20 protein-coding genes and 1 pseudogene are annotated in these 24,233 nt (G+C 70.5%); 7 read left to right on the plus strand and 14 right to left on the minus strand.

Annotated features, from left to right (window positions below; translation table 11 throughout):
* The first annotated feature begins 70 nt into the window (after window positions 1-70).
* On the plus strand, window positions 71-634 hold the full coding sequence (locus D7X32_RS22075; RefSeq protein ID WP_120604548.1) for a hypothetical protein: 564 nt from the start codon (window positions 71-73) through the stop codon (window positions 632-634).
* A 28-nt stretch (window positions 635-662) separates the two neighbouring features.
* Here the strand turns inward: D7X32_RS22075 and D7X32_RS22080 are convergent, their stop codons facing one another.
* The 4 genes from D7X32_RS22080 to D7X32_RS22095 all read right to left on the minus strand — a co-directional run bounded on the left by D7X32_RS22080 (window position 663) and on the right by D7X32_RS22095 (window position 4,838).
* Window positions 663-2,228, minus strand: coding sequence for a beta-ketoacyl synthase N-terminal-like domain-containing protein (locus tag D7X32_RS22080; RefSeq protein WP_120604549.1), 1,566 nt, complete (start codon window positions 2,226-2,228; stop codon window positions 663-665).
* 29 nt (window positions 2,229-2,257) lie between these two features.
* On the minus strand, window positions 2,258-3,733 hold the full coding sequence (locus D7X32_RS22085) for a DUF6250 domain-containing protein (protein WP_120604550.1): 1,476 nt from the start codon (window positions 3,731-3,733) through the stop codon (window positions 2,258-2,260).
* An 82-nt stretch (window positions 3,734-3,815) separates the two neighbouring features.
* Window positions 3,816-4,523, minus strand: a complete 708-nt coding sequence (locus D7X32_RS22090; RefSeq protein ID WP_120604551.1) for a hypothetical protein — start codon at window positions 4,521-4,523, stop codon at window positions 3,816-3,818.
* A gap of 27 nt (window positions 4,524-4,550) precedes the next feature.
* Window positions 4,551-4,838, minus strand: coding sequence for a molecular chaperone DnaJ (locus D7X32_RS22095; RefSeq protein WP_120604552.1), 288 nt, complete (start codon window positions 4,836-4,838; stop codon window positions 4,551-4,553).
* Between the two features lie 56 nt (window positions 4,839-4,894).
* Between D7X32_RS22095 and D7X32_RS22100 the strand changes: the two genes are divergently transcribed.
* From D7X32_RS22100 to D7X32_RS22115, 4 genes are read left to right on the plus strand one after another with little or no spacing between them, the layout of a single operon-like run.
* On the plus strand, window positions 4,895-5,653 hold the full coding sequence (locus D7X32_RS22100; protein ID WP_120604553.1) for a DUF4159 domain-containing protein: 759 nt from the start codon (window positions 4,895-4,897) through the stop codon (window positions 5,651-5,653).
* 21 nt (window positions 5,654-5,674) lie between these two features.
* Window positions 5,675-7,954 carry a glutamine amidotransferase gene (locus tag D7X32_RS22105; RefSeq protein WP_120604554.1) on the plus strand — a complete coding sequence of 760 codons (2,280 nt, stop codon included), beginning with the start codon at window positions 5,675-5,677 and terminating at the stop codon, window positions 7,952-7,954.
* A 47-nt stretch (window positions 7,955-8,001) separates the two neighbouring features.
* Entirely contained in the window at window positions 8,002-8,478 is a 477-nt protein-coding gene (locus tag D7X32_RS22110) for a hypothetical protein (RefSeq protein ID WP_120604555.1), read from the plus strand.
* A complete protein-coding gene (locus tag D7X32_RS22115) occupies window positions 8,475-9,104 on the plus strand; it encodes a PIN domain-containing protein (RefSeq protein WP_120604556.1) in 630 nt (209 codons plus the stop codon). Before D7X32_RS22110 ends, D7X32_RS22115 begins: the two co-directional genes overlap by 4 nt.
* 49 nt (window positions 9,105-9,153) lie before the next feature.
* On the opposite strand, the gene D7X32_RS22120 is transcribed toward D7X32_RS22115, so the two are convergent.
* From D7X32_RS22120 to D7X32_RS22130, 3 genes are all read right to left on the minus strand, one after another.
* Window positions 9,154-9,711, minus strand: a complete 558-nt coding sequence (locus D7X32_RS22120; RefSeq protein WP_120604557.1) for a superoxide dismutase family protein — start codon at window positions 9,709-9,711, stop codon at window positions 9,154-9,156.
* A gap of 110 nt (window positions 9,712-9,821) precedes the next feature.
* Window positions 9,822-11,399 (minus strand): N-6 DNA methylase, encoded by a 1,578-nt coding sequence (locus tag D7X32_RS22125; RefSeq protein ID WP_120604558.1) that lies wholly within the window; start codon window positions 11,397-11,399, stop codon window positions 9,822-9,824.
* Window positions 11,400-11,420: 21 nt separating this feature from the next.
* On the minus strand, window positions 11,421-12,275 hold the full coding sequence (locus D7X32_RS22130) for an ion transporter (protein ID WP_120604559.1): 855 nt from the start codon (window positions 12,273-12,275) through the stop codon (window positions 11,421-11,423).
* A gap of 157 nt (window positions 12,276-12,432) precedes the next feature.
* Between D7X32_RS22130 and D7X32_RS22135 the strand changes: the two genes are divergently transcribed.
* Both D7X32_RS22135 and D7X32_RS22140 read left to right on the plus strand, forming a co-directional pair.
* On the plus strand, window positions 12,433-13,194 hold the full coding sequence (locus D7X32_RS22135) for a bestrophin-like domain (RefSeq protein ID WP_147450216.1): 762 nt from the start codon (window positions 12,433-12,435) through the stop codon (window positions 13,192-13,194).
* Between the two features lie 46 nt (window positions 13,195-13,240).
* On the plus strand, window positions 13,241-14,431 hold the full coding sequence (locus tag D7X32_RS22140) for an alpha/beta fold hydrolase (protein ID WP_158625734.1): 1,191 nt from the start codon (window positions 13,241-13,243) through the stop codon (window positions 14,429-14,431).
* 25 nt (window positions 14,432-14,456) lie between these two features.
* On the opposite strand, the gene D7X32_RS22145 is transcribed toward D7X32_RS22140, so the two are convergent.
* The 7 genes and pseudogenes from D7X32_RS22145 to D7X32_RS22175 all read right to left on the minus strand — a co-directional run bounded on the left by D7X32_RS22145 (window position 14,457) and on the right by D7X32_RS22175 (window position 24,151).
* A complete protein-coding gene (locus D7X32_RS22145; RefSeq protein WP_120604562.1) occupies window positions 14,457-16,082 on the minus strand; it encodes a sodium:solute symporter family transporter in 1,626 nt (541 codons plus the stop codon).
* 12 nt (window positions 16,083-16,094) lie between these two features.
* Window positions 16,095-16,373, minus strand: coding sequence for a DUF485 domain-containing protein (locus tag D7X32_RS22150; protein WP_120604563.1), 279 nt, complete (start codon window positions 16,371-16,373; stop codon window positions 16,095-16,097).
* A gap of 46 nt (window positions 16,374-16,419) precedes the next feature.
* A pseudogene (gene acs, locus D7X32_RS22155) lies at window positions 16,420-18,384 on the minus strand (acetate--CoA ligase).
* 11 nt (window positions 18,385-18,395) lie between these two features.
* On the minus strand, window positions 18,396-19,499 hold the full coding sequence (locus tag D7X32_RS22160; protein ID WP_120604564.1) for a porin: 1,104 nt from the start codon (window positions 19,497-19,499) through the stop codon (window positions 18,396-18,398).
* A gap of 157 nt (window positions 19,500-19,656) precedes the next feature.
* Entirely contained in the window at window positions 19,657-21,042 is a 1,386-nt protein-coding gene (locus D7X32_RS22165; RefSeq protein WP_120604565.1) for a sigma-54-dependent transcriptional regulator, read from the minus strand.
* Window positions 21,039-23,993, minus strand: coding sequence for an ATP-binding protein (locus D7X32_RS22170; protein ID WP_120604566.1), 2,955 nt, complete (start codon window positions 23,991-23,993; stop codon window positions 21,039-21,041). The genes D7X32_RS22165 and D7X32_RS22170 overlap by 4 nt, the downstream gene beginning before the upstream one ends.
* Window positions 23,990-24,151, minus strand: coding sequence for a hypothetical protein (locus D7X32_RS22175; RefSeq protein ID WP_171447193.1), 162 nt, complete (start codon window positions 24,149-24,151; stop codon window positions 23,990-23,992). Before D7X32_RS22175 ends, D7X32_RS22170 begins: the two co-directional genes overlap by 4 nt.
* Window positions 24,152-24,233: the final 82 nt, after the last annotated feature.

Below are 24,233 nucleotides of genomic sequence, written 5' to 3' on the forward strand. Positions count from 1 at the left end.
GGGCAGGGGAGGGCCGCGCTATGCTCAGGCGGCCTTCACCCCACTGCTTCCCGTCCGGGAGGTTGTCCCCATGCGCCAGCTGTTTCGTGCGGCCCCGTTGTGGGCCCTGACCGTTTCCGCCGTCCTCTTCACCGGCTGCGCCGGCCACCAGCGCGACAACTACGTCCGTGACCGCGCGGCCACCGCCGCCTACGAGCAGCCGCTCGCGCAGATGTGGCCGGAGGTGAAGAGCATCATGGACGCGCGCGGCTATTCGTGGCGCGAGCTGCCCAACCAGTACGTGCTGGAGACGGAGTGGCTGGACTCCGGCGGCGGCACGCTGGGGCCCACGTCCTCCACGCGATACCTCATCGAAGGGCTCACCATGGCGGATGGCCGCGTCGTGCTGCGCGCGCTGCGCACCGACCGCGTGCAGCAGGCCGTGGGCGTCAGCTACGCCACCGACAAGGGCACCGGCAGCCCGGCCACCGGCGGCCTGGCGGACCCCAACGGCGTGGGCCGCAGCGCCAGCGGCCTGGCCCCGGAGCAGAAGGCCAGCTACCGCGACCTGGACCTGGAGCTGGAGTTCTTCCGCAAGCTCAACCCGAAGGGAGCCACGGCCCTGGAGGCCGAGGCGTCCGCGAAGTACCCGTAGGGCCCTCGCGGACGCTTGCGCCTCCCGGCTACTTCCAGGGCCGGGAGATGATGCAGGCGTTGATGCCGCCCACGCCCATGGACAGCTTGCCCGAGCACCCCTCGGGCGCCGCCTCTTCCTTGTTGAAGACGAAGCGGCCGTGCACCTTGGCGATCTGCTTGTTGAGCTCCGGCGCGGCCAGCGGCGTGGGGTACACCTTGCCCGCCTCCGCGCCCAGGTACTGCGCCGTGAGCTCCCAGCCGCCGCCCGCGGACATGCCGTGGCCGAAGGTGCCCTTGCGCGCGGTAATCAGCACGGACTCCGGCAGCACGTCGCGCAGGTTCTGCACCTCCAGGAAGTCGCCCGGGGTGGCGGTGGCGTGCAGGTCCCAGCTGCCCACGTCCTGCGGCTGACAGCCGGCGGCGCCCAGCGCCTCGCGGATGGCCAGGGTGGGGCCTTCCTTGGACGGGGTGATGATGTGGTCCGCGTCCGCGGTGACGCCCACCGCGACGGGCTCCAGGCCCAGCGCCTTGAAGCCCTTCTGGGTGAAGTGCTCGTAGTCGCCCACCACCCACACCACCGCGCCCCCGGCGATGTGCGTGCCGCGCAGCGCGGTGAGGGGCTTGGACACGGCCGCGTCCGCGGAGATGACGCGCGCATTGTAGAAGCCGCCCACCACCAGCGGGTTGGGCGCCGCGTCCGTCATGCCCAGCACGACCGCCTTCGCCTCACCCAGGCGGATGGAGTTCATGGCCAGCTTCAGCCCGTAGCCGAAGGATGAGCACGCGGCCACCGGCGCGAACGTCATGCCGGTGATTTGACCCAGCATGGACACCTGGGACGCGGGCGTGTTGTGGATGTTCCACAGCACGTTGGAGGACACGGCGTTCCATGGCGGCTCGGGCGCGCTCCACTTCTTCTGGAGGCGCGCGTTGCGCGTGCGCTTCTCCTTGATGACGGCCAGCTTGGCGGACTCCACGTCGCCCTCGTCGGGCACGCCAATGGCTTCAATCTCGCGCAGCTCCTCCAGGTACTCGCGCAGCTCCGGCGAGCGGCCGGCCCAGAAGTGCCACCAGTCATCCTCCGCCTTGTCGCGCTCCACCTCCTCGATGGTGGAGGGCTCCGGGGGCAGTCCGGGCAGGGGCTCGCGCGTCTCACGCCACTGGCGCACGGCGCCGTTGCGCTCGGGGGACGCCCAGAAGCGGTCCCACCGGCGCTGGGCGCGGTAGAGGTCCAGGGAGATGTTCTGGATGGTGGGCAAATCCCCCAGGCCGGTGCCCACGTACACGTGGGCCTTGGTGCCCAGCGACTGGAGTTCCTTCTCGATGCCCGGGTTCTGCGACAGCGACTGGATGAAGGCGCCAATGGCGTACTGCGTGGGCTGCCCCATCTTCCGCTCCAACTGGGAGAAGCGGTTGGCGGGGAAGCGCTCGTCGATCCACGGCTTGTAGTCCGCCAGGTTGAACGTGGGCGTGCCGACGAGGAAGTTGTCCGGACCGAAGCCGTTGAAGGGGGTCAGCCAGGTTTCGGACGACTCGAGGTTCTTCGCGAAGGCCTCGATGTTGGGGGAACGCGGGGCGACCACGCCCCAGCCGAAGATTCCGACTCTGCGCACGGGTGTTTCCTCCGCCGCCCGGGGGAAGGCTAAAGCGGCTGGATCTTGAGGTTGTCGAAGTGGACGCGCGTCTGCCAGCCGGAGAACCCGAAGTACTGGTTGCGGGGGCCGTAGAGCGGGGACGCGTCCTGGAGGGTCAGGAAGGGCTTGCCGTCCACTTCCCACGACAGGAGTCCATCCCGCCGGGTGATCTTGAAGTGGTAGTGCTGGCCGGGGACCACCGCGGCGCCGTCGCGCACGGCGCGGTCGTTGGTGTGCTCGTGCTGGCGGGCGATGATGGACTGGGTGTTGCGCCAGCCGCCGAAGATGAAGACGTAGCCGGTGGCGGTGTACTGCAGGCGCGGGTCGCCCGCGTAGAAGGAGCGGCCGTCGCCCCACGCCTCCACCTTCATGTCGCCGTCCGGGCTGTCACCCCAGGCGTCGAATTCGATGGTGGCGTTCTCCGGGAGGGGCTTCTTCAGCCACACCGGGCGGTTGCCCACGTTCTGCACCACGAGCGCCCCGTCCTCCAGCTTCACGGCGGCGGGGTGGGTGACGTTCCACGCGTCACCCAGCGTGTCGCGGTTGAAGTCGTCCGCGGAGGGGCCCGCGGGCAGGGTGGGCTCCTGCTTCGCCACGATGGTGGCCGGCATGGAGTCCGGCGTGCCGATGCGCAGGTTGTCGAAGAACAGCTGCGATTCCCAGCCGGACAGGCCCAGCCGGTCATGCCCCTTGCCCTTGAAGGGGAACGGGTCGTCCAGCTCCGCCACGAGCTGTCCGTCGATGGCCCACTTGAGCACGTTGCCGCGCCGCTCGATGCGCCAGTGGTACGTGCGGCCGGACTGGATGGGGGCGCCCACGCGGGACTCCACGCGCATCGCCGTGTCCTGCTTGAAGACGCCGGTGGCCACCAGGTCCGCGCCCTGGCCGCCGCCCTTCTCCGCGATGCGGGCGGCCTTGCGCTGGAGCGCGTCCAGCGCGGGGGCGTTGATGTCGCGCCGGGCGATGACGGACAGGCTGTTGTTCCACCCGCCCTGCACCAGCACGTAGCCGGAGGCCGGGTCGCGGCCGTTGCCGAACAGCTCCACGCGGATGTCGCCCTCGGGGTACTCGGGGCGCACGTCGAACTCCACCGCCACGTCGTCCGGCAGCGCGGCCTGGAGCCACAGCGGGTTGTTCTTGGGCGCGGGGCCCAACAGCTCCCCGTTCGTCGCGCGCCAGTAGGCGCCGGTGGAGAAGAAGTCGCGGGCGACGACGGCCGGGTCGTTGAAGGACTGCTGGTAGGGGACCGTCGCGGTGACGTCCGCCTGGCCGCGGAAGAGCGCGTAGTGGATGAGCGGGAGCTGGATGAAGGCGACAGCGCCGGCGAGGATGGCCCAGCCCTTGCGGCCCATGCCGGCGGGCTTGCGCCACCCTTCATGGGGCACGGCGGGCTGGGAGGCCTCCGGGGAAGACGGGACGGTGGCCGCCGGGGGCGACCCTGCCTGCTTCTGCGTGTCCTTGTCCTTGCGGCTGGCCTGGCCCATCGATGCTCGAGGAAGGGGAGGGGGAAAGCCGGCGGAATCTACGCTCCGGCCCCCCCGGCGTAAAGGATTGCCGGGACAGGGGTTACTTGACCCCCCATCGCTTCTCGAGCGCCTGCTGCTCCGCCAGGCGTTGCTTCTGCCGCTGCTTCTCCGACTTCTGTTGATCCGACTCCTCGGGCGAGGGGCGCACGGCGAGCTGGTAGACGGTGCCTGCCAGGGCGAAGAGCAGCGCGGCGATGATGACGCCCCACGGGCGGCTGGCCACCGCCTCCACCACGCCCCCGAACTGGTGCAGCGCCGCGAGCGCGCCAATCACCAGCAGCCACGCGCCCACCACCGACGCGACGATGCCGCTCACCTGCCGGTGGAGGATGGCGCCCACCAGGCCGCCCACGATGAAGCCCGGCCCGAAGCCGAGCAGGAAGTCGCTGGGGCCTGCGATCTGGCCCGCCAGCAGCCCCAGCGGCACGCCCACGCCCACGAAGGTGACGGCGGGCGGGAAGAGGAAGCCCAGCGCCATCAGCCCCGCGGCCACCAGGGTGGGCAGGCGTGGATCCAGCGGTTCCAGGTTCAGCCGCTGGGTGACGGCGCCCGTCCACACCAGGCCCAGCACCGCGCCCACCGGGCCCGCCACGGCGCGGAACAGCTTGCCGCCGCCCGCGAGCAGCAGCACCAGCCCCACGAGTGCCACCACCACGCCGACCCACATGGGCAGCAGCCGGTAGATGCCCACCCAGCCGGAGGGGTTGAAGGTCTGGTACGACTTGAGCGCCTGGAGGAAGCCTTCCATGGCGCACCATCCTAGCGGCTGTGGCCGTCAGGAATAGCGGGTCAGGGCGAGCCCCAGCAGCACCGCCAGGATGACGGCGCCCAGGAGCGCGTATCCGTAGAGGGCGCGGGGCGTGGCGGTGGCGCGCAGCAGGTCTTCCGCCCGTTCGCGGTCTTCCGGGGATGGGCTGCCCGCGAGGATGATTTGGGCGTCCTTCCGGGCACCGGCCACGTCACCGGCGTCCTTGCGGGCCCAGGCGGCGCGAACCGCGTCCGAGCCGGGGCCGCCGGAGGTGTCGCCGGAGGCCTTCGGGGGCGTCTGTCCGCCTTTCGCCATGGCGCGCGTCTATACCAGGGAATGCAGGCACCCGCCGACGGTATAAGCAGGTCCCCATGCCCGTGCGGCCCCTCTCCCGTCGAAACCTGCTCCTCGCCACGTCCGCGCTCGTCCCGCTGCTGTCCCGGCGTGCGTCCGCGTTCGGTGAGAAGGGCCGCTTCATCCCCGCCGTGGCCCGGCACGGGGGCCGCTGGGACGTCCGGCTGTCGGGCCTGCGCCGGCTCGCGTGGGAGCTGCAGCGGCGCACGTCCGTGGAGGTGGTGCCGGACGCGCGCCCGTTCGCGCTGAACAGCCCGGACCTCTTCGAGTACCCCTTCCTCTACTTCGGGGGGGACGGGGCCTTCCCGCCGCTGTCCGACGCGGAGGTGTCCAACCTGCGCCGCTACCTCACGTACGGCGGCTTCGTGTTCGGGGACGCCAACGACGGCAGCGACGGGGACGGCTTCGACGCCAGCTTCCGCCGGGAGATGGCGCGCGTGCTGCCGCAGAGCCCGCTGAAGGAGGCGCCGTCGACGCACGTCGTCTTCAAGTCCTTCTTCCTGCTGGACGCGGCGCCGGGGCGCCTGCTGCACAAGCCGCTGCCGCTGGTGGCGAGCGTGGGCAAGCGCGCGGCGGTCATCTATTCGCAGAACGACGTGGCGGGCGCGTGGAGCCGCAGCGAGTCCGGAGACTACGAGTTCGACGTGTCCCCCGGCGGCGAGCCGCAGCGCGAGCTGGCCATCCGCCTGGGCATCAACCTGTGCATGTACGCGCTCTGCCTGGACTACAAGGACGACGCGGTGCACCTGCCCCTCATCCTCAACAAGCGGCGCTGACGGCCTTTCGCGCACCCTCGAATGAACTCCCCGTCCTTCAACGCGTGGAAGCTCGTCAGCCTGTCGCCGCTGCCCGTCTGGGCGCTGGTGCTCCTGGGCGTGGGGCTGGTGCTGGGCATCGCGCTGGCGGCGTGGGGCGTGCGCCGCGAGCCGTCCCGGGGCCGCAAGCTGCTCCTGTGGGGCCTGCGCCTGGGCGCGGGCGTGGCGGCGTTCTTCTTCCTCCTGGAGCCTGGCATCCGTCACCTGCAGGTGGCGCGGATGAAGAACCGGGTGGCGGTGCTGGTGGACCGCTCGGCGTCCATGAACTTCCCGTCGGAGCCGGGCGGGCCCACGCGCAGCGCGCAGGTGGCGGCGTTCCTGGAGAAGGCGGCGCCCACGTTCGCGTCCTGGCAGGACCGCTTCACGGTGGAGGTGTACGGGGTGGATCCGGAGCTGGCGCCGGTGACGGCCGCGCAGCTGGCCCAGGAGCCCGCGCGGGCGGGCACCACGGACCTGCTCGCGGCGCTGCGGTCCGCGGCGTCCGGAGGGCAGGGGTCGCGCAAGCTGTCCGGCGTGCTGCTGTTCAGCGACGGCGCGGACAACACGGAGCTGAAGGCCGGAGCGGTGGGCCGGGCGCGGGCCGCGCTCACGGACCTGGGCGTGCCGGTGTCCACGTTCCTGGTGGGCCAGGAGGCGCTGAAGGATTTGTCGGTGGAGGGGCTGAAGGTGGATGACTTCGCCTTCGTGCGCAACTCGCTGACGGTGGAGGTGGAGATCCACGGGCGTGGCTTCTCCGGGCAGGACATCCCGGTCGTCTTGAGCCAGGAGGGCAAGACGGTGGCGAGCAAGCTGGTGAAGATGACCACCGGCGACGACGTGAAGCCGGTGTCCTTCACCTTCACGCCGGACCAGACGGGGCGGTTCGTCTACACGGTGACGGTGCCCACGTTCCCGGATGAAGCGGTGAGCGACAACAACAGCCGGTCGTTCACGCTGAAGGTCATCCGCGATCGCGTGCGCGTGCTGCTGGTGGTGGGGCGGCCGTCGTGGGACGAGCGCTTCCTGCGCGGGCTGCTCAAGCAGGACGCGAACGTGGACCTGGTGTCGTTCTACATCCTGCGCACGCTGTCGGACGACCCGGGCGTGTCCAACGAGCGCGAGCTGTCGCTCATCCCGTTCCCCATGGAGGAGATCTTCGACACGAAGCTGCACACGTTCGATGTCGTCATCTTCCAGAACTTCGGTTACTCGGACCCGTCGCTGTCCATCGCGGAGTACGAGCGCAACCTGGAGCGCTACATCCACGAGGGTGGCGCGTTCGTGATGATTGGCGGCGACAGCGTGCTGGGTGAAGGGCGCGCGGCCATGCCCACGCTGATGGAGGCGCTGCCGGTGGAGGCAGCGGGCCCCGCGAACACGGATCCGTTCAAGCCGCGCCTCACGCCGGAGGGCTTGCGGCATCCGGTGACGTCCATTGGGACGGGCGCGGCGAGCACGGAGGGCGCGTGGGGCGAGCTTCCGCCCATTCCGGGCGCGAACCTGACGCGGGCGCGGCCGGGGGCGACGGTGTTGATGGACCACCCGTTCATGACGGTGGACGGGAAGAACGCGCCGCTCGTGTCGGTGTGGGACTACGGGCGGGGCCGGGCGATGGTGGTGGCGACGGACGCGACGTGGTCGTGGGCGTTCACGGCGCACCGGGACGGTTCACCGAGCCGGGCGTATGACCGCTTCTGGGGCAATGCGCTGCGGTGGCTGGTGCGGGACCCGGACCTGACGACGCTGAAGGTGACGGCGGATCCGCCGTCGGTGGAGCCGGGGCGTCCGGTGGGCGTGGTGGTGCAGGCGCGGATGGCGGACTACCAGCCGGCGGAGGGCGCGCAGGTGCGGGTGGAGCTGTTCTCCGTGGCGACGCAGAAGCCGGTGGCGGTGCAGACGGGCACGACGGGGGCGGACGGCGTGGTGCGGCTGGAGTTCGCGCCGCCAGCGCCGGGGCCGTACAAGCTGCTCGCGTCCGCGAAGAAGGGCGAGACGGACCTGGGCAAGGGCGAGGACGCGGTGGCGGTGCGCGCGGTGGGCCCGGAGCTGTCGGACGCGTCGGTGCGGCCGGAGTTGATGGAGCAGATCGCCAGCATCACCGAGGGCAAGGCGTACAAGCTGCCGCATGACGGCATGCCGGACGTGCCGCTGTTGGATCCACCGGTGGTGGAGGTGGGGCGCGCGAAGGACCAGCCGCTGTGGGACCGCTGGTACTACCTGGTGGCGCTCATCGCGCTGCTGGGCGCGGAGTGGTTCGCACGGCGGCGGTTCGGGTACGTGTAGCCGGAAGCGGCCCGGTGGGATGACAGACCGCTGCTTATGATGGAGGCATGATGGAATCGCATTCCGGGCCGCATTCGCAGCCTCCGTCGAACTTCGACTTCACGGTCTATGACCGGTCCGGGCAGGCGAAGGTCCAGGCTGACGTCAAAGCTCGCCTGGGCACGACCCGCGAATGGGCGGCGGGTTACTGGAGCAATCTGGAGGCCGTCGACCTCCGGCCGCGAGGCGAGTTCTTCCTGCTGATCACACCCGACAAGCTCTATGTCTGGGCGCCATCCAAGGTGAAAGGGCGAGGTATGCCCACCTGGGTGCTCGATGCCACGCACCTCCTGGGGCCCTACTACGAGCGCGTCGGGACTGGACCCAAGGACATCCGGCCCCTTGCCTTCAGCATGCTGGTGTCTTGGTGGCTCAATGAGCTGACCGCCGCGGACGGCAGGGAGGGCAACCGTACTCCTCTGATGCGGACAGGACTGCCACGGGCCATGGCCCATGGGGAGGTGGTGCGAGGTGCACACGCTTGAGGGTCTTCGTAGAGACGAACTTCATCCTGGAGCTGGCCTTCAGGCAGGAGCAAGCACTGGCGTGTGAACAACTGCTCCAGCTCGCTGAAGCGAAGGCCCTCCAGCTTTGCATTCCTGCCTTCTGCTTCATCGAGCCCGCCGAGAAGCTCCGGCGCGAAATCCCAGACGCCGAGGCCCTTCAGGGCCGACTGTTGAAGGAACTGGAAAAGCGCAGGCGGAGCGAAGGGTTTTCCGAGCCACAGCAGCATGCGTGGAAAGAGGTGATGGCCTCTCTCGTGAAGGACACCCTCGACGCGGAGCATCGCCTGGAATCCATCCGAGCGCGGGTTCTTCAATGCGCGGAGGTGTTCCCTGTCGATGCGGAGGTCATCGCTCGAGCCGCGAGCCTTGAGGCGGACGACATCCGGCTTCAGTTCCCAGATGCGGTGGTGCTCGCGTCCGTCATGGCACGACTGGAAGGGGATGCAGGGCTGGCGCGTCCTCCATCGCTTTTCCTGAACCGGAACTCGAACGACTTCGATGTGTCCAGCGTCAAGCTGGCGCTGAGGCAGTTGCACTGCAAGCTGATCACGCGCTTCGACGATGGACTGGGCGCCATTCAGGCCGGGCTTCGAGCCAGGCCCTGATGCGACGGGCCGATGCCTGATGAACAGGCATCGGCGGTGACGCGAGGGACTACTCCGACTTCTCCACCACGCCGCAGGCGATGCGGCCACCGGCGTCGCCGGTGGGGTCGGTGTGGTAGTCGTCCAGCTTGGCGTGCACCATGACGGCGGAGCCGTCCTTGTCGAGCAGCGACTTCACCTTGAGGTCCGCGAGGAAGACATCGAACTGCACCTTGCCGTCCTGCGGGACGTAGAGGTTCGGCAGGTCACCCGCGTGCTGGCCCTTGGGCGACAGCGCGCCGTGCTGCTTCTTCGTCGGGTTGAAGTGGCCGCCCGCCGTCTTGAAGTCCGGCGCCTCGCACTTGCCCGTCTCGTGGATGTGGAAGGCGTGCTCGCCCGCGGGCAGGTTCATCAGCGTGCCCTTCACCAGCACGCCCTTGGGCGCCTGCTCCAGCGTCACCTCGCCCACGTCCTTGCCCTGCGCGTCCTTCAGCGTCGCCTTCACCGTCTCGCCCTTCTTGGGCGCGGGCTTCGTCCCCGCGTCCGCGGGGGCCGGCGTCCCGGCGTCCTGGGCCAGGGCGGGCGTGGAGAGGAGGGCGGCGGCGACAATCAGGGGACGAATCGTCATGGTTTCAGCGACTCCTGGAGTGGGTGACTCAGCGGCCGGGACACTACCCACCCGCCGCGTCCTTCGCAGGAGAATGTCCACCTCCGCGCGCCCCCGGTGACAGGGAGTCATCACTCCGGCAGCAGCCCGTCCAGCGGCACCGGCACCACCCGGGACGCTCCGAACGCGGGCGCCCAGACCCGCTGCACCGGGGTCCCGTTCAGGAAGCGCATCACCGCGCGGAACGCCGCCTCCGGCCCGCCCAGGCCTTCTGCCCACGCGCTTCCCCGGGGCGACAGGTTCGGCACCAGCGGACCCAGGGAGTCTCGGGACGTGGCGCCCCGGGTGATGCCCAGACCCTCGTCCCGGATCCGCTGGGGCACGTACAGCGGCGCGAACCGCGCGTGGCGGTGGTCGTGCACGCAGCCGGGCTCCTCCACCAGCGCCGCGGACAGGGGCAGCTCCCGCACGTTGAACAGGAGCTTCACCGCGTCCTGGTGCGGGTCATACGGGCCGCGCAGCCGGTGGTCTCCCCGCGGAATCAACCGCCGGTCCAGGTAGCAGAACGCCTTCGCCTCCGGAGGCAGCGCGCCCCGGTGCCTCGCGCCGCCGTAGCGGAAGAACGGGCGCACGTGGCTTGCGTCCACCTCCAACGCCGGCCCCTGCTTCAGCGCGCGCAACTTGGGCAGCAGCGTGGGCTCCAGACCGTGCTCCCGCGCGAAGTCCTCCAGCGTGTCCTGTGTCGCCACACAGAAGTCCTGGAGGCGCGCGAGCAGCCGCTCCCGGTCCGTGTCCACCAGCAGCTCATCGAAGCGCGTCTTCACCCCGGGCAGGCTCACCGGGATGAGCGTGGTGAGCAGCTCGCCCCGTGCTCGCCAGTCCGCGTCCAGCGCGGCGGCCTCCTGCGCGATGGGGGCGAGCCGCCACTCGGGGGGCTCGGGCGTGAAGCACTGGCCCACGCCCTTGCGCTCGTAGCGGGGCGCGGAGGCGTCCGCTCCGGACCGCGATGTCCACACCGTGATGCACGTGCGCACCTGCGTGCCCGTGAAGATGCCCGGGCCCAGGTCCACCACCTCGCGCAGGTGGAGTGCTTCCAGCAGCGCGTGGCGCAGCGGCGCGTAGATGAACGACTCCAGCAGGCTCGCGGGCGTGATGAAGGCCAGCACTCCTGGCCGCGCCGTCAGCCGCTTCATGGCGACGAGGAGGAAGAAGGCGAAGTCGTCGCGGAGGCTCGTGCCCGGCGGCATGGCCAGGGGCACCAGGGCGCGCAGCCGCGCGTAGCAGGCCGCGTCCTTCAGCACCGCCGACGTGCCGTTGTAGGGCGGGTTGCCCACCCATAACTCCGCGTGCCCCTCCGGCGTCCCCGCGAGCAGCGGCTCCAGTCCGCCCCGGAGCGCGTCCCCCACGCGCACGTCCGCGCCCGGCACGCGGGCCTGGCAGAGGCCCGCGACCCCGGCATCCAGCTCCAGTCCGCACAGCCTCGCGTCCGGACGGTGCCGCGCGGCGGCGGCGAGGAAGGCTCCCGCCCCACAGGCCGGGTCCACCACGGTGAGCGGCCCGTCACCCAGATGCGCCAGCGCGAGCGCGAGCGTGCGCTCCACGATGGGCGCGGGCGTGTAGAACGCGCCCACCGCTTTGCGGTCGATGCCGGGGAACTGGTGGACCAGCAGCTCCTCGTCCAGCTCGGGCGTGTCGATGGCGCGGGCCATGCGCGGCCATCCTAGACAGATTCACCCGGTGGGCCGCGAGGGGGCCCAGTCCAATGCCGCGCCGCAGCGTTTGCAAAAGCGCGCATCCAGGTCATGACCCTGTGCGCCACAGCCCGGGCACGCCTGTGTGTCCAAAGGCTGACGCGCGGCGGCAGCGAGCTCCACCGACACGATGCCCGTGGGCACCGCGATGATGCCGTAGCCCATCACCATCAGGATGGACGCGAGGAACTGCCCCAGCACCGTCTTGGGCGTGATGTCCCCGAAGCCCACCGTCGTCATCGTCACGATGGCCCAGTACATGGAGCGGGGGATGCTGTCGAAGCCGTGCGCCTCGCCCTCCACCAGGTACATGATCGCGCCCATGATGACGTCGATGCTCAGCACCGTGCCCAGGAAGACGATGATCTTCGGACGGCTCGCGCGCAGCGCCGTGAGCAGCACCTCCGCCTGACCCAGCAGGTGCCCCAGCTTGAGGATGCGGAAGACGCGCAGCAGGCGCAGCACGCGGATGACCAGCAGCGTCTGCGCCCCGGGGAACAGCACGCTCAGGAATGACGGCAACAGCGCCATCAGGTCCACGATGCCGAAGAAGCTGCGCGCGTAGTGCAGCGGCTGCCGCACCGCGACGAGCCGCAGCACGTACTCCGCCGCGAAGAGCACGGTGAAGACCCACTCGGCGGTGTGCAGCCAGTGGCCGTAGCCCGTGCGCACCTGCGCGACGCTCTCCAGCATCACCGCGACCACGCTGAACACGATGGCCCACAGGAGGGCCACGTCGAACGCCTTCCCCGCGGGCGTATCGGCCTCGAAGATGACGGTGTGCAGGCGGGCACGGAAGCCGCTCGGGGGGCTCTGTTCGGACGGGCGGTTCACAGGCCGCGCAGCTTAGACGCAATCCCCCGCGCGCCCGCTCCTGGAACGTTCACCATCACCGCCGGCCCTGGACCGGAAGGCAGCGTTGCTGCCAGGGGGGGCCGGGCCCACCGTTCCTCGCTTCCAATTCCGTGGAGCGGAGGCCTCCCTGCGCGCGATGCGAATCGTCGAAATGATGCCCACGTGGGCGCTCGCCCTGGGGGTGCTGGCCCTGCTCTTCCTGAGCCTGGAGTTCGGCTACCGGCTCAGCCACCGCCAACCGGGGCTCGACGACGTGTCGGCGCTCCAGGCTTCGGTGCTCGGCCTGGTGGCGCTGCTGCTCGCCTTCTCCTTCTCCATGGCCTCGGACCGGTACACCCTGCGCCGCGACCTCGTCGTGAAGGAGGCGAACGCCATTGGCACGTTCTACCTGCGCACGGGCTTCCTCCCCGAACCCACGCGCGGTGAGCTGAGGACCCGGTTGCGCCGCTATATCGAGGTCCGGCTCGATGGGTACCAGTCCGCGGGGGATCCGGAGATCCTCGCGCAGTGGCTCCGGGAATCGGATGCGCTCCAGACGCAGTTCTGGTCGCTGCTGGAAGCGGTGCAGCCCCAGACCCCGACCGCGGTCCTGACCCTCACCACCCAGGCCCTCAATGACCTGCTGGACGTCTCCGCTGAGCGCCTGGAGGCATCCCGCAACATCATCCCGAACACCATCTTCGCCCTGCTGCTCGTCGGAATGCTCGGCTCGGCGATGCTCCTGGGCTTCCGGCCGGATACGCGCAAGCGAGGGGGGCTCCCCTGGGTCATCTTCGTGGTGATTCTCACCGCCGTGATGTTCACCCTGGTGGACCTGGATGTTCCCCTGCGTGGGCGCATGCGCTCGGATCAACAGCCGCTGCGCGACCTCCAGCAGCAACTGCGCTCCATTCCCTGAGGCACACCTCCGGGCAATCGGCGCGGACACCGTTCGTTCAGGGGACATGCGGACCCTGAAAGACATCCCGAAGCGCGCCTCCCTCCGCCTGCTGGGTCTGGGCCTGTCGCTGGCGGCCCTCCCGGCCGCCGCGGAAGAAGCACCTCCCACGCCCCAGGAGGTCATGCGCGAGGCCCGCCGCAGCGTGCTCACGGACGGCATCGAGAAGGCGGAGGCCGTGCGCATTGGCGGCATCGACCAGTGGATCTCCGTGCGGGGACGCCACAAGGACAACCCGCTGCTGCTCTTCCTGCACGGCGGGCCGGGCTTCACCGCGCTGCCCACCGCGTACTTCTACCAGGGCGAATGGGAGGAGTACTTCACCGTGGCCCACTGGGAGCAGCGCGGCGCGGGCAAGACGTACGCCCTCAACCCTCCGGACAAGGTGCGCCCCACGATGACCGTGGACCGCATGGTCGCGGACGCGGAGGAGGTCGCCGCGTACCTGCGCAAGACGTACGGCAAGAAGCGCATCGTGCTCGTGGGTCACAGCTGGGGCACGGTGCTGGGCGTGAAGCTCGCGCAGAGGCACCCGGACTGGTTCGACGCGTACGTCGGCATCTCCCAGGTGGTGGACCTGCCGAAGAACGAGGCCCTGGGCTACGCGGCCACGCTCCAGGCCGCGCGCGCGGACGGCAACAAGAAGGCCATCGCGGACCTGGAGTCCATCGCCCCGTTCCCGGACCCGAAGGACCCCGCGCGCACGCTGGCCAACCTGGGCAAGGAGCGCCGCTGGCTCATGCACTACGAAACGCAGGGCTGGCGCGCGCCGGACTGGCACGGCGCGGAGGTGTGGCGCTACAGCCCGGACGTCACCGGCAAGGACATGCAGGCGCGCGACGAGGGCCTGGACCTGAGCCTCGCGGCGTTCTGGGGTCCCATCACCCAGCTGAGCCTCACCCAGGCCAACCGCTTCGCGCTGCCCGTCGTCTTCTTCCACGGACGGCATGACCGCACCGCGTCCGCGCAGCTGTTGGACTCCTGGTACGCCACCGTCCAGGCCCCGTCGAAGAAGCTCGTCTGGTTCGAGGACTCCGCGCACATGGTGCACGAGGAGGAGCCCGGAAAGGTGCTCGTCCAACTGGTGCGGGACGTGCTCCCGCTCACGCGCGGGAAGGAGTCACGACAAGAAGAAAGGCGGAACCCGAGCCCCTTTGGAAACTCCCGGGTTCCGCCCTGTCCTTCACGCCGAGGATGAAACCGTGAAGGACCGCCGAGCAGCTTCAAACCTTTTGGGGCGCCTCCGGGATGCCCGGAGGCACCGTGCCCGCGACACCCGTGGGCACCGTCACGGGCGGCTTCACCACCGCGCCCACGTGCATGCGGTGCTCCACCTCCGCGAACCGCCGCGACGCCTCTGCCTCCGGCGCCAGCAGCGACACCACCCAGCCGACGATGAAGGACAGCGGGATGGTGACGATCCCCGGGTTCTTCAGCGGGAAGATGGCGGACGCGTTGCCCAGCAGCTCCACCTGCACCGTGGGCGACAGGAAGATGAGCAGCACCGCGCTGATGGACCCCGTCAGCATGCTGGCCACCGCGCCCTTGGTGGTGAAGTTCTTCCACAGCATGGACAGGAGCAGCGCGGGGAAGTTCGCGCTCGCCGCGATGGCGAACGCCAGCCCCACCATGAAGGCCACGTTCTGGTTCTTGAAGAGGACGCCCAGGATGACGGCCAGGATGCCCAGGAGCAGGCTGGAGATGCGCGCCACCTTGAGCTGTTCCGCTTCCGGCGCGTGCCCCTTGCGCACCACGCTGGACCACAGGTCGTGGGACAGCGCCGCCGCGCCCGACAGCGTCAGGCCCGCGACCACCGCGAGGATGGTGGCGAAGGACACCGCGGAGATGAAGCCCAGGAAGCCCGTGCCGCCCACGACCTCCGCCAGCATGGGCGCGGCCATGTTGCCGCCCTTGTCCACGCCCACGATGGCCTGACGGCCCACCAGCACGGACGCGCCGAAGCCCAGGATGAACGTCACCAGGTAGAAGAAGCCGATGAGGCCCGTGGCGTAGAAGACGCTGGTGCGCGCCGCCTTCGCGTCCGGCACCGTGTAGAAGCGCATCAGGATGTGCGGCAGGCCCGCCGTGCCGAACATCAGCGCCACGCCCAGGGAGATGGTCTCCAGCGGATTGGACACCAGCTTGCCCGGCGCCAGCGCCTCCGGGCCGTAGCGGTTCACCGCCTCGCTGAAGAGGGCCGTGGGGCTGAAGCCGAACTTGTAGAGCACCGCGCCCGCCAGCGCCGTCGCGCCGCCCAGCAGCAGCACCGCCTTGACGATCTGCACCCACGTCGTGGCGATCATCCCGCCGAACAGCACGTAGAGGATCATCACCGCGCCCACGATGACCACGGCCGTCTCGTAGGAGAGGCCGAACAGCAGGCGGATGAGGTTGCCCGCGCCCACCATCTGGGCAATCAGGTAGAAGACGACGACCGTGAGCGTACCCACCGCGGCGGACAGACGCACCGGGGTCTGCTTCAGCCGGTAGGCCACCACGTCCGCGAAGGTGTACTTGCCCAGGTTGCGCAGGGGCTCCGCGATGAGGAAGGTCACCACCGGCCAGCCCACCAGCCAGCCCACGGAGTAGATGAGCCCGTCGAAGCCGGACGTGGCGACGAGCCCCGCGATGCCCAGGAAGCTGGCGGCGCTCATGAAGTCACCGGCCAGCGCGAAGCCGTTCTGCGCCGCGCTGATGCCGCCACCCGCGGCGAAGAATTCAGAGGTGGTCTTCGTCTTGCGCGCCGCCCACCAGGTGATGGCCAGCGTGATGCCGACGAAGAGGAGGAAGAAGAAGATGGCCGTGGTGTTGGGCTGGCCAAGCTGCGTGCCCGCGGTCGAGGGATTCATGGGTGGCCTTTTTCAGCGGCGCAGGTCATCGAGCGCGCGGTCGTACTTGCGGTTCGCCCACAGCATGTAGACACCCGTGAGCACCCAGGCGAGGAGGATGGTGAGCGCCCCCAGCACGATGCCGACGGACAGCCCGGGCATGAACTGGTGCCCCATCAGCGGCCGGTTGAATGCCACGAGCAGGATGAAGCCCAGGTAGGCGACGAGCATCGCCACCGTCAGCGCGCCCGCCACGCGCCAGCGCCTCGCGGCGAGCGCCTTCAGCAGGTCGTCCTTCGAATTGCCATACATCGGTGCGCTCCGGTGAGAGGGGAGGGGATGCGGCGAAAGGAACGCTTCAGTGGCGCGGGGCCGGCGGCAGCCCCTTGGTCAACAGCTCATCCAGCACGGTGGGGTCCGCGAGCGTGCTCGCGTCACCCAGGTTCTCCGTCTCGCCGCCGGCGATCTTCCGGAGCATGCGGCGCAGGATTTTTCCCGAGCGCGTCTTGGGCAGGCCCGACACCAGCACCACCCGGTCCGGCGTGGCGATGGGGCCAATCACGTGGCGCACCTGTTCGCGCAAGCTGCCCACCATCTTCTCGTCCGGGGTGCGCAGGAAGTCCGGCTTCACCGTGACGAAGGCGCACACACCCGTGCCCTTCAGGTCGTGCGGGTAGCCCACCACCGCGGCCTCCGCGACGGCCTCATGGGCCACCAGCGCGCTCTCCACCTCCGCGGTGCCCAGGCGGTGGCCGGACACGTTGAGCACGTCGTCCACGCGGCCGGTGATCCAGTAGTACCCGTCCTCGTCGCGGCGGCAGCCGTCGCCGGTGAAGTACAGCGGCAGGAAGCGCGCGTAGTACGTCTCCACGAAGCGCGAGTGGTGGCCGTACAGCGTGCGCGCCTGGCCCGGCCACGAGCGCGCGAGGCACAGGTTGCCGCTGACGCCGTTGCCTTCCAGCTTCTTGCCCTCTTCATCCACCAGCACCGGCTCCACGCCGAAGAAGGGCAGGGTGGCGCTGCCGGGCTTGCAGGGCGTCGCGCCCGGCAGCGGCGCGATGAGGATGCCGCCCGTCTCCGTCTGCCACCAGGTGTCCACCACGGGGCAGCGGCCTTCGCCCACCACGTCGTGGAACCAGCGCCAGACCTCCGGGTTGATGGGCTCGCCCACGCTGCCCAACAGGCGCAGCGACTTGCGGGACGACTTCGTGACGAAGCCGTCGCCCTCCTTGATGAGCGAGCGCAGCGCGGTGGGCGCCGTGTAGAGCGTGGTGGCCTTCAGGTCGTCCACCACCTGCCAGAGGCGGCTCGCGTCCGGCCACGTCGGGGTGGACTCGAAGAGGACCGTGGTGGTGCCGGTGGAGAGCGGGCCGTACACGAGGTACGAATGGCCCGTCACCCAGCCCACGTCCGCGGTGCAGAAGTGCACGTCGTCCGGCTGCGTGTCGAAGATGTAGCGGAAGGTCGTGTTGGCGTAGACGAGGTAGCCGCCCGTCGTGTGCAGCACGCCCTTGGGCTTCCCGGTGGAGCCGGAGGTGTAGAGGATGAAGAGCGGATCCTCCGAGTCCATCTACTCCGCGGGACAGACGCCGCGGTGCTTCTGCACCTCCACGTCCAGCCAGTGGTCGCGCCCCTCGCGCATGGGCACGTCCTTGGGCGTGCGGCGCGCGACCAGCACGGATGTCACCTGGGACAGGCCCTCCAGGGCCTCGTCGGTGATGGCCTTGGTGGCCACGCTCTTGGGGCCGCGCGGGCCTTCATTGGCGGTGATGACGAGCTTCGCGCCGGAGTCCAGCACGCGCTCGCGCAGCGAGTCCGCGGAGAAGCCGGCGAACACCACCGAGTGCACCGCGCCGATGCGCGCGCACGCCAGCAGCGTGTACACGAGCTCCGGAATCATGGGCAGGTAGACGATGACGCGGTCGCCCTTCCGCACGCCGTGCGCCTTGAGCACGTTGGCCAGGCGGCCCACGTGGTGCGCGAGGTCGCGGAAGGTGATGGTCTCGTACTCGCCGGGCGTGTTCTTCGCCCAGAGGATGGCGGCCTTGTCCGGGTGCGCCTTCGCGTGGCGGTCCACGCAGTTGACGGTGACGTTGAGCTTGCCGCCCACGAACCAGGCGAAGTCGGCGGCCTGTTCGTTCACCTCACGGATGGACTCCGGCGGGTGGAACCAGGTGAGCTGCCGGGCCTGTTCGCCCCAGAAGGCGTCCGGAGCGTCCAGGCTCTGGCGGTAGAGGCGCTGGTACTCCTCCAGGCTCCGCACGTGCGCGGTGCGGCGGAAGGCTTCCTTGGGCGGGACGAGCGAATCCGGTTCGATGGTCATGGGAGGGGTCCTCAGTAGAAGAGCTGGAGCTGGGCGGTGCCGGTGATGCCCGTGGTCGCGTGGGCGATGTCCCCGGCGCGTGACACGGCCACCTCCGTCTTCAGGTTGAAGGTGTGCTTCTGGAACCAGACGTTGAAGCCGGGGCGGAACGTGAGCAGGTCCTGCGCGGCCACGCGTCCGTTGAAGTACTCGCCGGAGAGGACGGGCTCGATGATGCCGATGCGGTAGCCCAGCTCCACGAAGAAGCCGGTGCCGCTGCGCACGTTGTCGTAGCCCTGCTGCCAGGAGAAGACGTTGCTCTGGAAGACGAACTCCTGGTTGTCGCCCACGGGCACGTCCAGGAACACGTCCGCCGCCAGGGCCACCGCGTCGTGCACGCCGGAGGCGGTGGCGATGGCGGAGTACTGGTAGTCACCGCCCACGCCGAACGACAGCAGGGGCTGGTCGGTGAAGTAGATGCCGCGGAGGAACAGGTCGTACTCGTGGCCCCAGACGTTGTAGCGCACGCTGCCCACGGCGCGCGGCAGGTCGTCCGGGTTGACCACCTGCCCGTTCTCCAGCTTCGCGCCCTCCACGCCGTTGAGGATGGCGGCGCGGTACGTCCACGGGCCCGCGAAGCCGCGCACCTGGACGCCCATGTCGCGCCACACCTTGCCCACGCCCAGCGGGTAGCGGATGAGGTCGGAGTGGTAGTCCACCGTCTGGAGCGCGATGGCGCCCTGCAGCGCGTGGTGCGACAGCGGCGCGAGGATGAAGCCCGCCTCCACCCACGTCTTGTCGGCGAACTCGTACGCGACCGTCGCGTCCTGGATGTAGAAGGCGGGGCTGTAGTCGCCGTTCTTGCCGAAGTTCGGCTGGTCCGTGTCGATGAAGAACGACAGCTTCTTCGTGATGGACCCGAAGACGAGCAGCCGCACGCGGCGCAGGAAGAAGTCCGTCCCCACGCCGCCCGTGGGCGCGCCGTCCTTGACGAGCTGCATCTGGGGATGCAGCAGCACGTCGACGTTGAGGACCGCGTCCTCGCCGAGCTGGATCTTGCCCGCCGCCGCCGGCAGCGCGGTCAGCAGGGCCGTGAGCACCAACAACCGTGACAGGGGATGAAGGACGGGGCGCATGGGTCCCCATCCCCTGAGCAACGTCCGTTCCACCCGGGTCCTCTACGGGTTTCAGGACCTTGGGGGTTGGCTCGCCGCGTCAGGATGTGGCGGAAGGTGACAGGGCGTTACCCCCCGTAACGATTCTTGCAGTGCGTCGTAACATTGGGGTGACGCGTCAGGCGCGGGTGCGGGGGATGCCCAGCCGCTGGCGCTTCTCCCAGAGCGTCTTGCGGCTGATGCCCAGCCGGCGCGCCAGTTCCGTCTCGCCCATGCGCTCCTGGTGCTCCAGCACGAAGCGGCGGAAGTACTCCTCCATGGAGTCCGGCGAGCGAGGGTCCTCGCTGGCGGGGACCAGCGGGAAGTCCGCCTCCTCCAGCACGGGCGGGATGCTGTCCACGGCGGGCCCGCCCGGCGGCTCCAGCGCCAGCAGGTCGGCGGTGATGAGCGGCCCGTCCGCGAGGATGACGGCTCGCTCGATGGCGTTCTCCAGCTCGCGCACGTTGCCCGGCCACGGGTGCTGGGCGATGGCGGCGAGCGCGTCCGGGGACAGCGAAGCGGGCGGGCGTCCCATCCTGCGGCTCGAGCGCTCCAGCAGGTGCCTGGCCAGCGCGGACACGTCCTCGCCGCGCTCGCGCAGGGGGGGCAGGCGGATTTCGACGACGCGCAGGCGGAAGTAGAGGTCCTGGCGGAACAGCCCTTCCTGCACGCGGCGGGGCAGGTCGCGGTGCGTGGCCGCGAGGATGCGCACGTCCACCTTGCGCGAGCGCGTGGCGCCCACCCGCCGCACCTCGCCGTCCTGGAGCATGCGCAACAGGCGCGCCTGCGCGGGCGCGGGCAGCTCTCCAATCTCATCCAGGAAGAGCGTGCCGCCGTGCGCCGCCTCCACGAGCCCCGCGTGCGCGGCCTGCGCGCCGGTGAAGGCGCCCTTCTCATGGCCGAACAGCTCGCTCTCCAGCAGGCCTTCGGGGATGGCGGCGCAGTTGACGGCGACCAGGGGGCCTTCCGCGCGCGGGCTCTGCGCGTGGACGGCGCGGGCCACCAGCTCCTTGCCAGTGCCGGACTCGCCCAGCACCAGCACGGTGGCGGCGGACGGGGCCACCTTGCGCACGCGCTCGAACACGTCGCGCATCGCGGGGGAGGTGCCCACCATGCCGCCGGGGGACCAGGTCTGCTCCACCTCTCGCTTGAGGGCGGCGTTCTGGCGGGTGAGGCGGCCCTCGCGCAGCACGCGCTCCACCTGGAGCAGCAGCTCGTCGTGGTCGAAGGGCTTCGCGATGTAGTCCACCGCGCCCAGCTTCATCGCGTCCACGGCGGACTTCACCGTGGCGAAGCTGGTCATGATGAGCACCGGCACGCCCGGACACAGGGCGATGATGTCCGTGCCCGGCGGCCCGGGCAGGCGCAAATCGGAGATGACCAGGTCGAAGGCATCCAGCGCGTGCTCGGCCGCGGCCTCCGGCACGGCGCCGGCTTCCGCCACGTCGTGGCCCGCGCGGGTGAGCAGCCTCCGCAGCTCCGTGCGGATGATGGGTTCGTCCTCGATGACCAGGATGCGGCTCAAGCGGAGGCCTCCAGCTTCAGCGCGTCAGCGCGGGGCAGGCTGAGCGTCACGCGGGTGCCGCCGTCCTGGCGGCCTTCGATGCGCAGCGTGCCGCCGTGCTCGCGCACGATGCCCTCCACCAGCGTGAGGCCCAGGCCGGTGCCTTCGCCGGGCTGCTTGGTGGTGAAGAACGGCTCGAAGATGCGTTGCGACAACTCCGGGGCGATGCCGTGCCCCCGGTCCTCCACCTGGATGCGCACCTGGTCTCCAGAGGCTTCCGCCAACAGCTCCACGCGCGAGCCCGCGGGCGACGCGTCGATGGCGTTGGTCAAGAGGTTCACCAGCACCTGCTCCAGCCGCTGCGCGTCGCCGCGCACGTCCAGCCCGTCCGGGCTCTGGTGCGTGCACGCCACGTCGCGCGCCTTGCGCGACAGCCGGGCCAGCTGCGCGGCCTCCGCGAGCAGCGGACCCACCGCCACGCGCGTGAAGGGCCGGGACTCACCGCCCACGGAGCCCGAGTGGCCGAAGCCCACGAGCGCCCGGACGATGGTGTCGATGCGGCGGCACTGCTGGAGGATGAGCCCCACGCGCTCGCGCACGGCCTCCGGATCCTCCAGCTCATACTTGAGGTTCTGGCTGATGCTGGCGATGGCGGTGAGCGGGTTGCCAATCTCATGCGCCACGCCCGCGGCCACCCGGCCCAGCGACGCGAGCCGGTCCTGGTGCGCGAGCCGCGCGTCCACCGCCTTGCGCTCCGTCCAGTCCTCCACCAGGAACGTGATGCCCGTCTCCCCGCCGCTGTCGCCCTCCGACGGCGCGAGCCGCGAGCGGTGCAGGCGCAGCAACCGGGACCTGGTGCCCACCGTCACGCGCACCTCGTCGTCACCGCCGGGCGCCCGCGCGAGCTCCGCGAACAGGGGACCCCAGGGCTCCGGCAGGCGCGCGAGCGGCTGGCCCCGCGCCGAGTCCATGGGCACGCCCGACAGCGCCTCCAGCGCGGCGTTCCAGATGACGACCTCGCCATCCGGCCCCATGGCGCAGACGCCCAGCGGCAGGTCCTCCAGGATGCGGTAGAGGTAGCGGCGCACGACCTCCAACTCGCGCAGGGGGCCGCGCATGTCGCGCGCGTCGCGCAGCCGCTCCTCCACGAAGCGCAGTTGATCCGCCAGGGCCGTGCGCGCGCCGGGGTCCAGCCGCAGCGCTTCCCCCACCGCGAGCCGCGCCAGCACCGGGCCGATGAGGCCGGACAGGTTGCGCTCCACGCCGTCGCGCAGGCGGCGCAGCTCCGCGGGCCGGCGCTCATCGGGGGACAGCTCCAGGGCCTCGCGCGCGCGGTCCACCTCCGCCGCGGCCACCTGCGCGCCCAGCACGGGCTCCAGCTGCCGGCGGAACTCCTCCGGGGAGCTGGCCGCCACGCTGCCCTCCGCGAGCCCCGGCGCCTCGCGCGCGCACACCCGCGCGGCTTCCTTCTCCTCCACCGACTGGCGCGTGACGAGCGACACCGCCACGAAGCACAGCGCGTTGAGGGCCAGCGAGGTGAAGGTGGCGAAGCCCCACGGCTCCTCCGTGCCGAAGCCCAGCTTCGCGGAGATCTGGTTGGTCCACGCCACCAGCGAGGGCGGTTCCCACAGCGGGGCCACCAGGGTGACGGCCCACGTCACCGCGCCCGCGCCCAGCCCCGCCAGCAGCCCCGCTCGCGTGGCCTTGGGCCACATCAGGAGCCCCAGCACGCCCGGCGCGAACTGCGCGGTGGCGACGAAGGACACGAGCCCCAGGTCCACCAGCCCCGTCGCCCGCGCGTTCAGCAGCCGGTAGAAGCCGTACCCCGCCAGGATGATGGCGGCGATGAGCACGCGCCGGGCCCACAGCAGCCACCCGTAGAGGTCGTCCCGTCCGCGCGTGGTTCCCAGCGGCAGCACCAGGTGCGTCAGGCACATGGGCGCGAGCGCGAGCGTGGTGACGATGACCATCGCGCTCGCCGCGGACACGCCGCCCAGGAAGGCGATGAGCGCGAGCAGCGGCGCGCCCTTCGCGATGGGCACGGAGAGGACGTGGAAGTCCGCGGGCCAGGGCAGGCCCAGCGCCTCACCGGACCACAGCACCACGGGCACCGCCGCGTTGATGAGCAGCATCAACAGCGGGTAGGCCCACGCGACGGTGGCCAGCCCGTCGCGCTCGGGCGCCTCGGTGAAGGCCACGTGGTACTGCCGGGGCGTGAGGAAGGCGGCGATGGTGGAGAGCACCAGCAGGGGGGCCCACGACGCGTCGCGCGCGGGACGCTGGAGGGCCTCCACCGCCTCCGGGTGCAGGGTGAGCCAGTCATTCAGCCCCCCCACGCCGCCGAAGACAGACACCACGCACCAGCCCGCGACGATGAGCAGCGCCAGCAGCTTCACGCCGGACTCGAAGGCGATGGCCAGCATCAGCCCTTCATGCCGCTCGCGCGGTGCGGGATGGCGGGCGCCGAAGAGGAGCGCGAAGACGATGAGCACGCCACAGAAGCCCGGCCCCACCAGCGCCGGGGCCGCCGAGGGGCTCAAGAGGCGCGCGGACTCCACGACGGCGCGAATCTGGAGCGCCAGGTAGGGCATGCTGCCGGCCAGCGCGAACAACGTCACCGCCGTGCCCGTCACCTGGCCGGGGTAGCGGAAGGCGAGCAGGTCCGCGAGCGAGGTGAGCTGCAGCTCGCGCGTCAGCCGCAGGAGCGGCCGCCACAGCACGGGGGCGAGCAGGCACGCGAGCGTGAGGCCCAGGTAGATGCCCAGGTAGCGGAAGCCGTGACGGGCCGCGTAGCCCACGCTGCCGAAGTAGGACCAGGACGTGGCGTACACGCCCAGGGCCAGCGCGTACGTCAGCGGGTGCTGGGTGATGCGCGAGGAGATGCGGCCCTTCTCCGCCGCGTACGCCACCAGGAACAACACGCCCAGGTAGGCCACGGAGGCGATGACGAGCGGGCCTGGCCCCAGCGTCATGGGCGCAGGCTCCGGTGCGCCACCCACCCGCCCAGGGCGATGACGCCCAGCCACACGAGGAAGGGGAGCGAAGCGGGAGCGCCTTCCGCCAGCCACAGCCTGCGCAGCGGCGAGCCGAACAGCAGCACCGCCACGGCGAACACCAGCAGCGACGGCATGGCGGGAGGATCCGCGGGGGGCCGCGACATGGCGGCAAGGATAGCAGCCCTGGCCGGGCGCGAGGGGGGCCGTGATAAGCCG

The sequence above is a fragment of the Corallococcus carmarthensis genome (assembly GCF_003611695.1).
Taxonomy (GTDB): domain Bacteria; phylum Myxococcota; class Myxococcia; order Myxococcales; family Myxococcaceae; genus Corallococcus; species Corallococcus carmarthensis.

What these genes read in the sequence shown, in the direction of transcription:
- D7X32_RS22075 (WP_120604548.1), top strand. Translation starts at nt 71, where the DNA reads ATGCGCCAGCTGTTTCGTGCGGCCCCGTTGTGGGCCCTGACCGTTTCC.
- D7X32_RS22145 (WP_120604562.1), bottom strand. Translation starts at nt 16,082, where the DNA reads ATGAATCCCTCGACCGCGGGCACGCAGCTTGGCCAGCCCAACACCACG.
- D7X32_RS22085 (WP_120604550.1), bottom strand. Translation starts at nt 3,733, where the DNA reads ATGGGCCAGGCCAGCCGCAAGGACAAGGACACGCAGAAGCAGGCAGGG.
- D7X32_RS22150 (WP_120604563.1), bottom strand. Translation starts at nt 16,373, where the DNA reads ATGTATGGCAATTCGAAGGACGACCTGCTGAAGGCGCTCGCCGCGAGG.
- D7X32_RS22140 (WP_158625734.1), top strand. Translation starts at nt 13,241, where the DNA reads ATGCGGACCCTGAAAGACATCCCGAAGCGCGCCTCCCTCCGCCTGCTG.
- D7X32_RS22105 (WP_120604554.1), top strand. Translation starts at nt 5,675, where the DNA reads ATGAACTCCCCGTCCTTCAACGCGTGGAAGCTCGTCAGCCTGTCGCCG.
- D7X32_RS22175 (WP_171447193.1), bottom strand. Translation starts at nt 24,151, where the DNA reads ATGCCGTCGCTGCTGGTGTTCGCCGTGGCGGTGCTGCTGTTCGGCTCG.
- D7X32_RS22160 (WP_120604564.1), bottom strand. Translation starts at nt 19,499, where the DNA reads ATGCGCCCCGTCCTTCATCCCCTGTCACGGTTGTTGGTGCTCACGGCC.
- D7X32_RS22170 (WP_120604566.1), bottom strand. Translation starts at nt 23,993, where the DNA reads ATGACGCTGGGGCCAGGCCCGCTCGTCATCGCCTCCGTGGCCTACCTG.
- D7X32_RS22110 (WP_120604555.1), top strand. Translation starts at nt 8,002, where the DNA reads ATGATGGAATCGCATTCCGGGCCGCATTCGCAGCCTCCGTCGAACTTC.
- D7X32_RS22090 (WP_120604551.1), bottom strand. Translation starts at nt 4,523, where the DNA reads ATGGAAGGCTTCCTCCAGGCGCTCAAGTCGTACCAGACCTTCAACCCC.
- D7X32_RS22135 (WP_147450216.1), top strand. Translation starts at nt 12,433, where the DNA reads ATGCGAATCGTCGAAATGATGCCCACGTGGGCGCTCGCCCTGGGGGTG.
- D7X32_RS22125 (WP_120604558.1), bottom strand. Translation starts at nt 11,399, where the DNA reads ATGGCCCGCGCCATCGACACGCCCGAGCTGGACGAGGAGCTGCTGGTC.
- D7X32_RS22100 (WP_120604553.1), top strand. Translation starts at nt 4,895, where the DNA reads ATGCCCGTGCGGCCCCTCTCCCGTCGAAACCTGCTCCTCGCCACGTCC.
- D7X32_RS22095 (WP_120604552.1), bottom strand. Translation starts at nt 4,838, where the DNA reads ATGGCGAAAGGCGGACAGACGCCCCCGAAGGCCTCCGGCGACACCTCC.
- D7X32_RS22120 (WP_120604557.1), bottom strand. Translation starts at nt 9,711, where the DNA reads ATGACGATTCGTCCCCTGATTGTCGCCGCCGCCCTCCTCTCCACGCCC.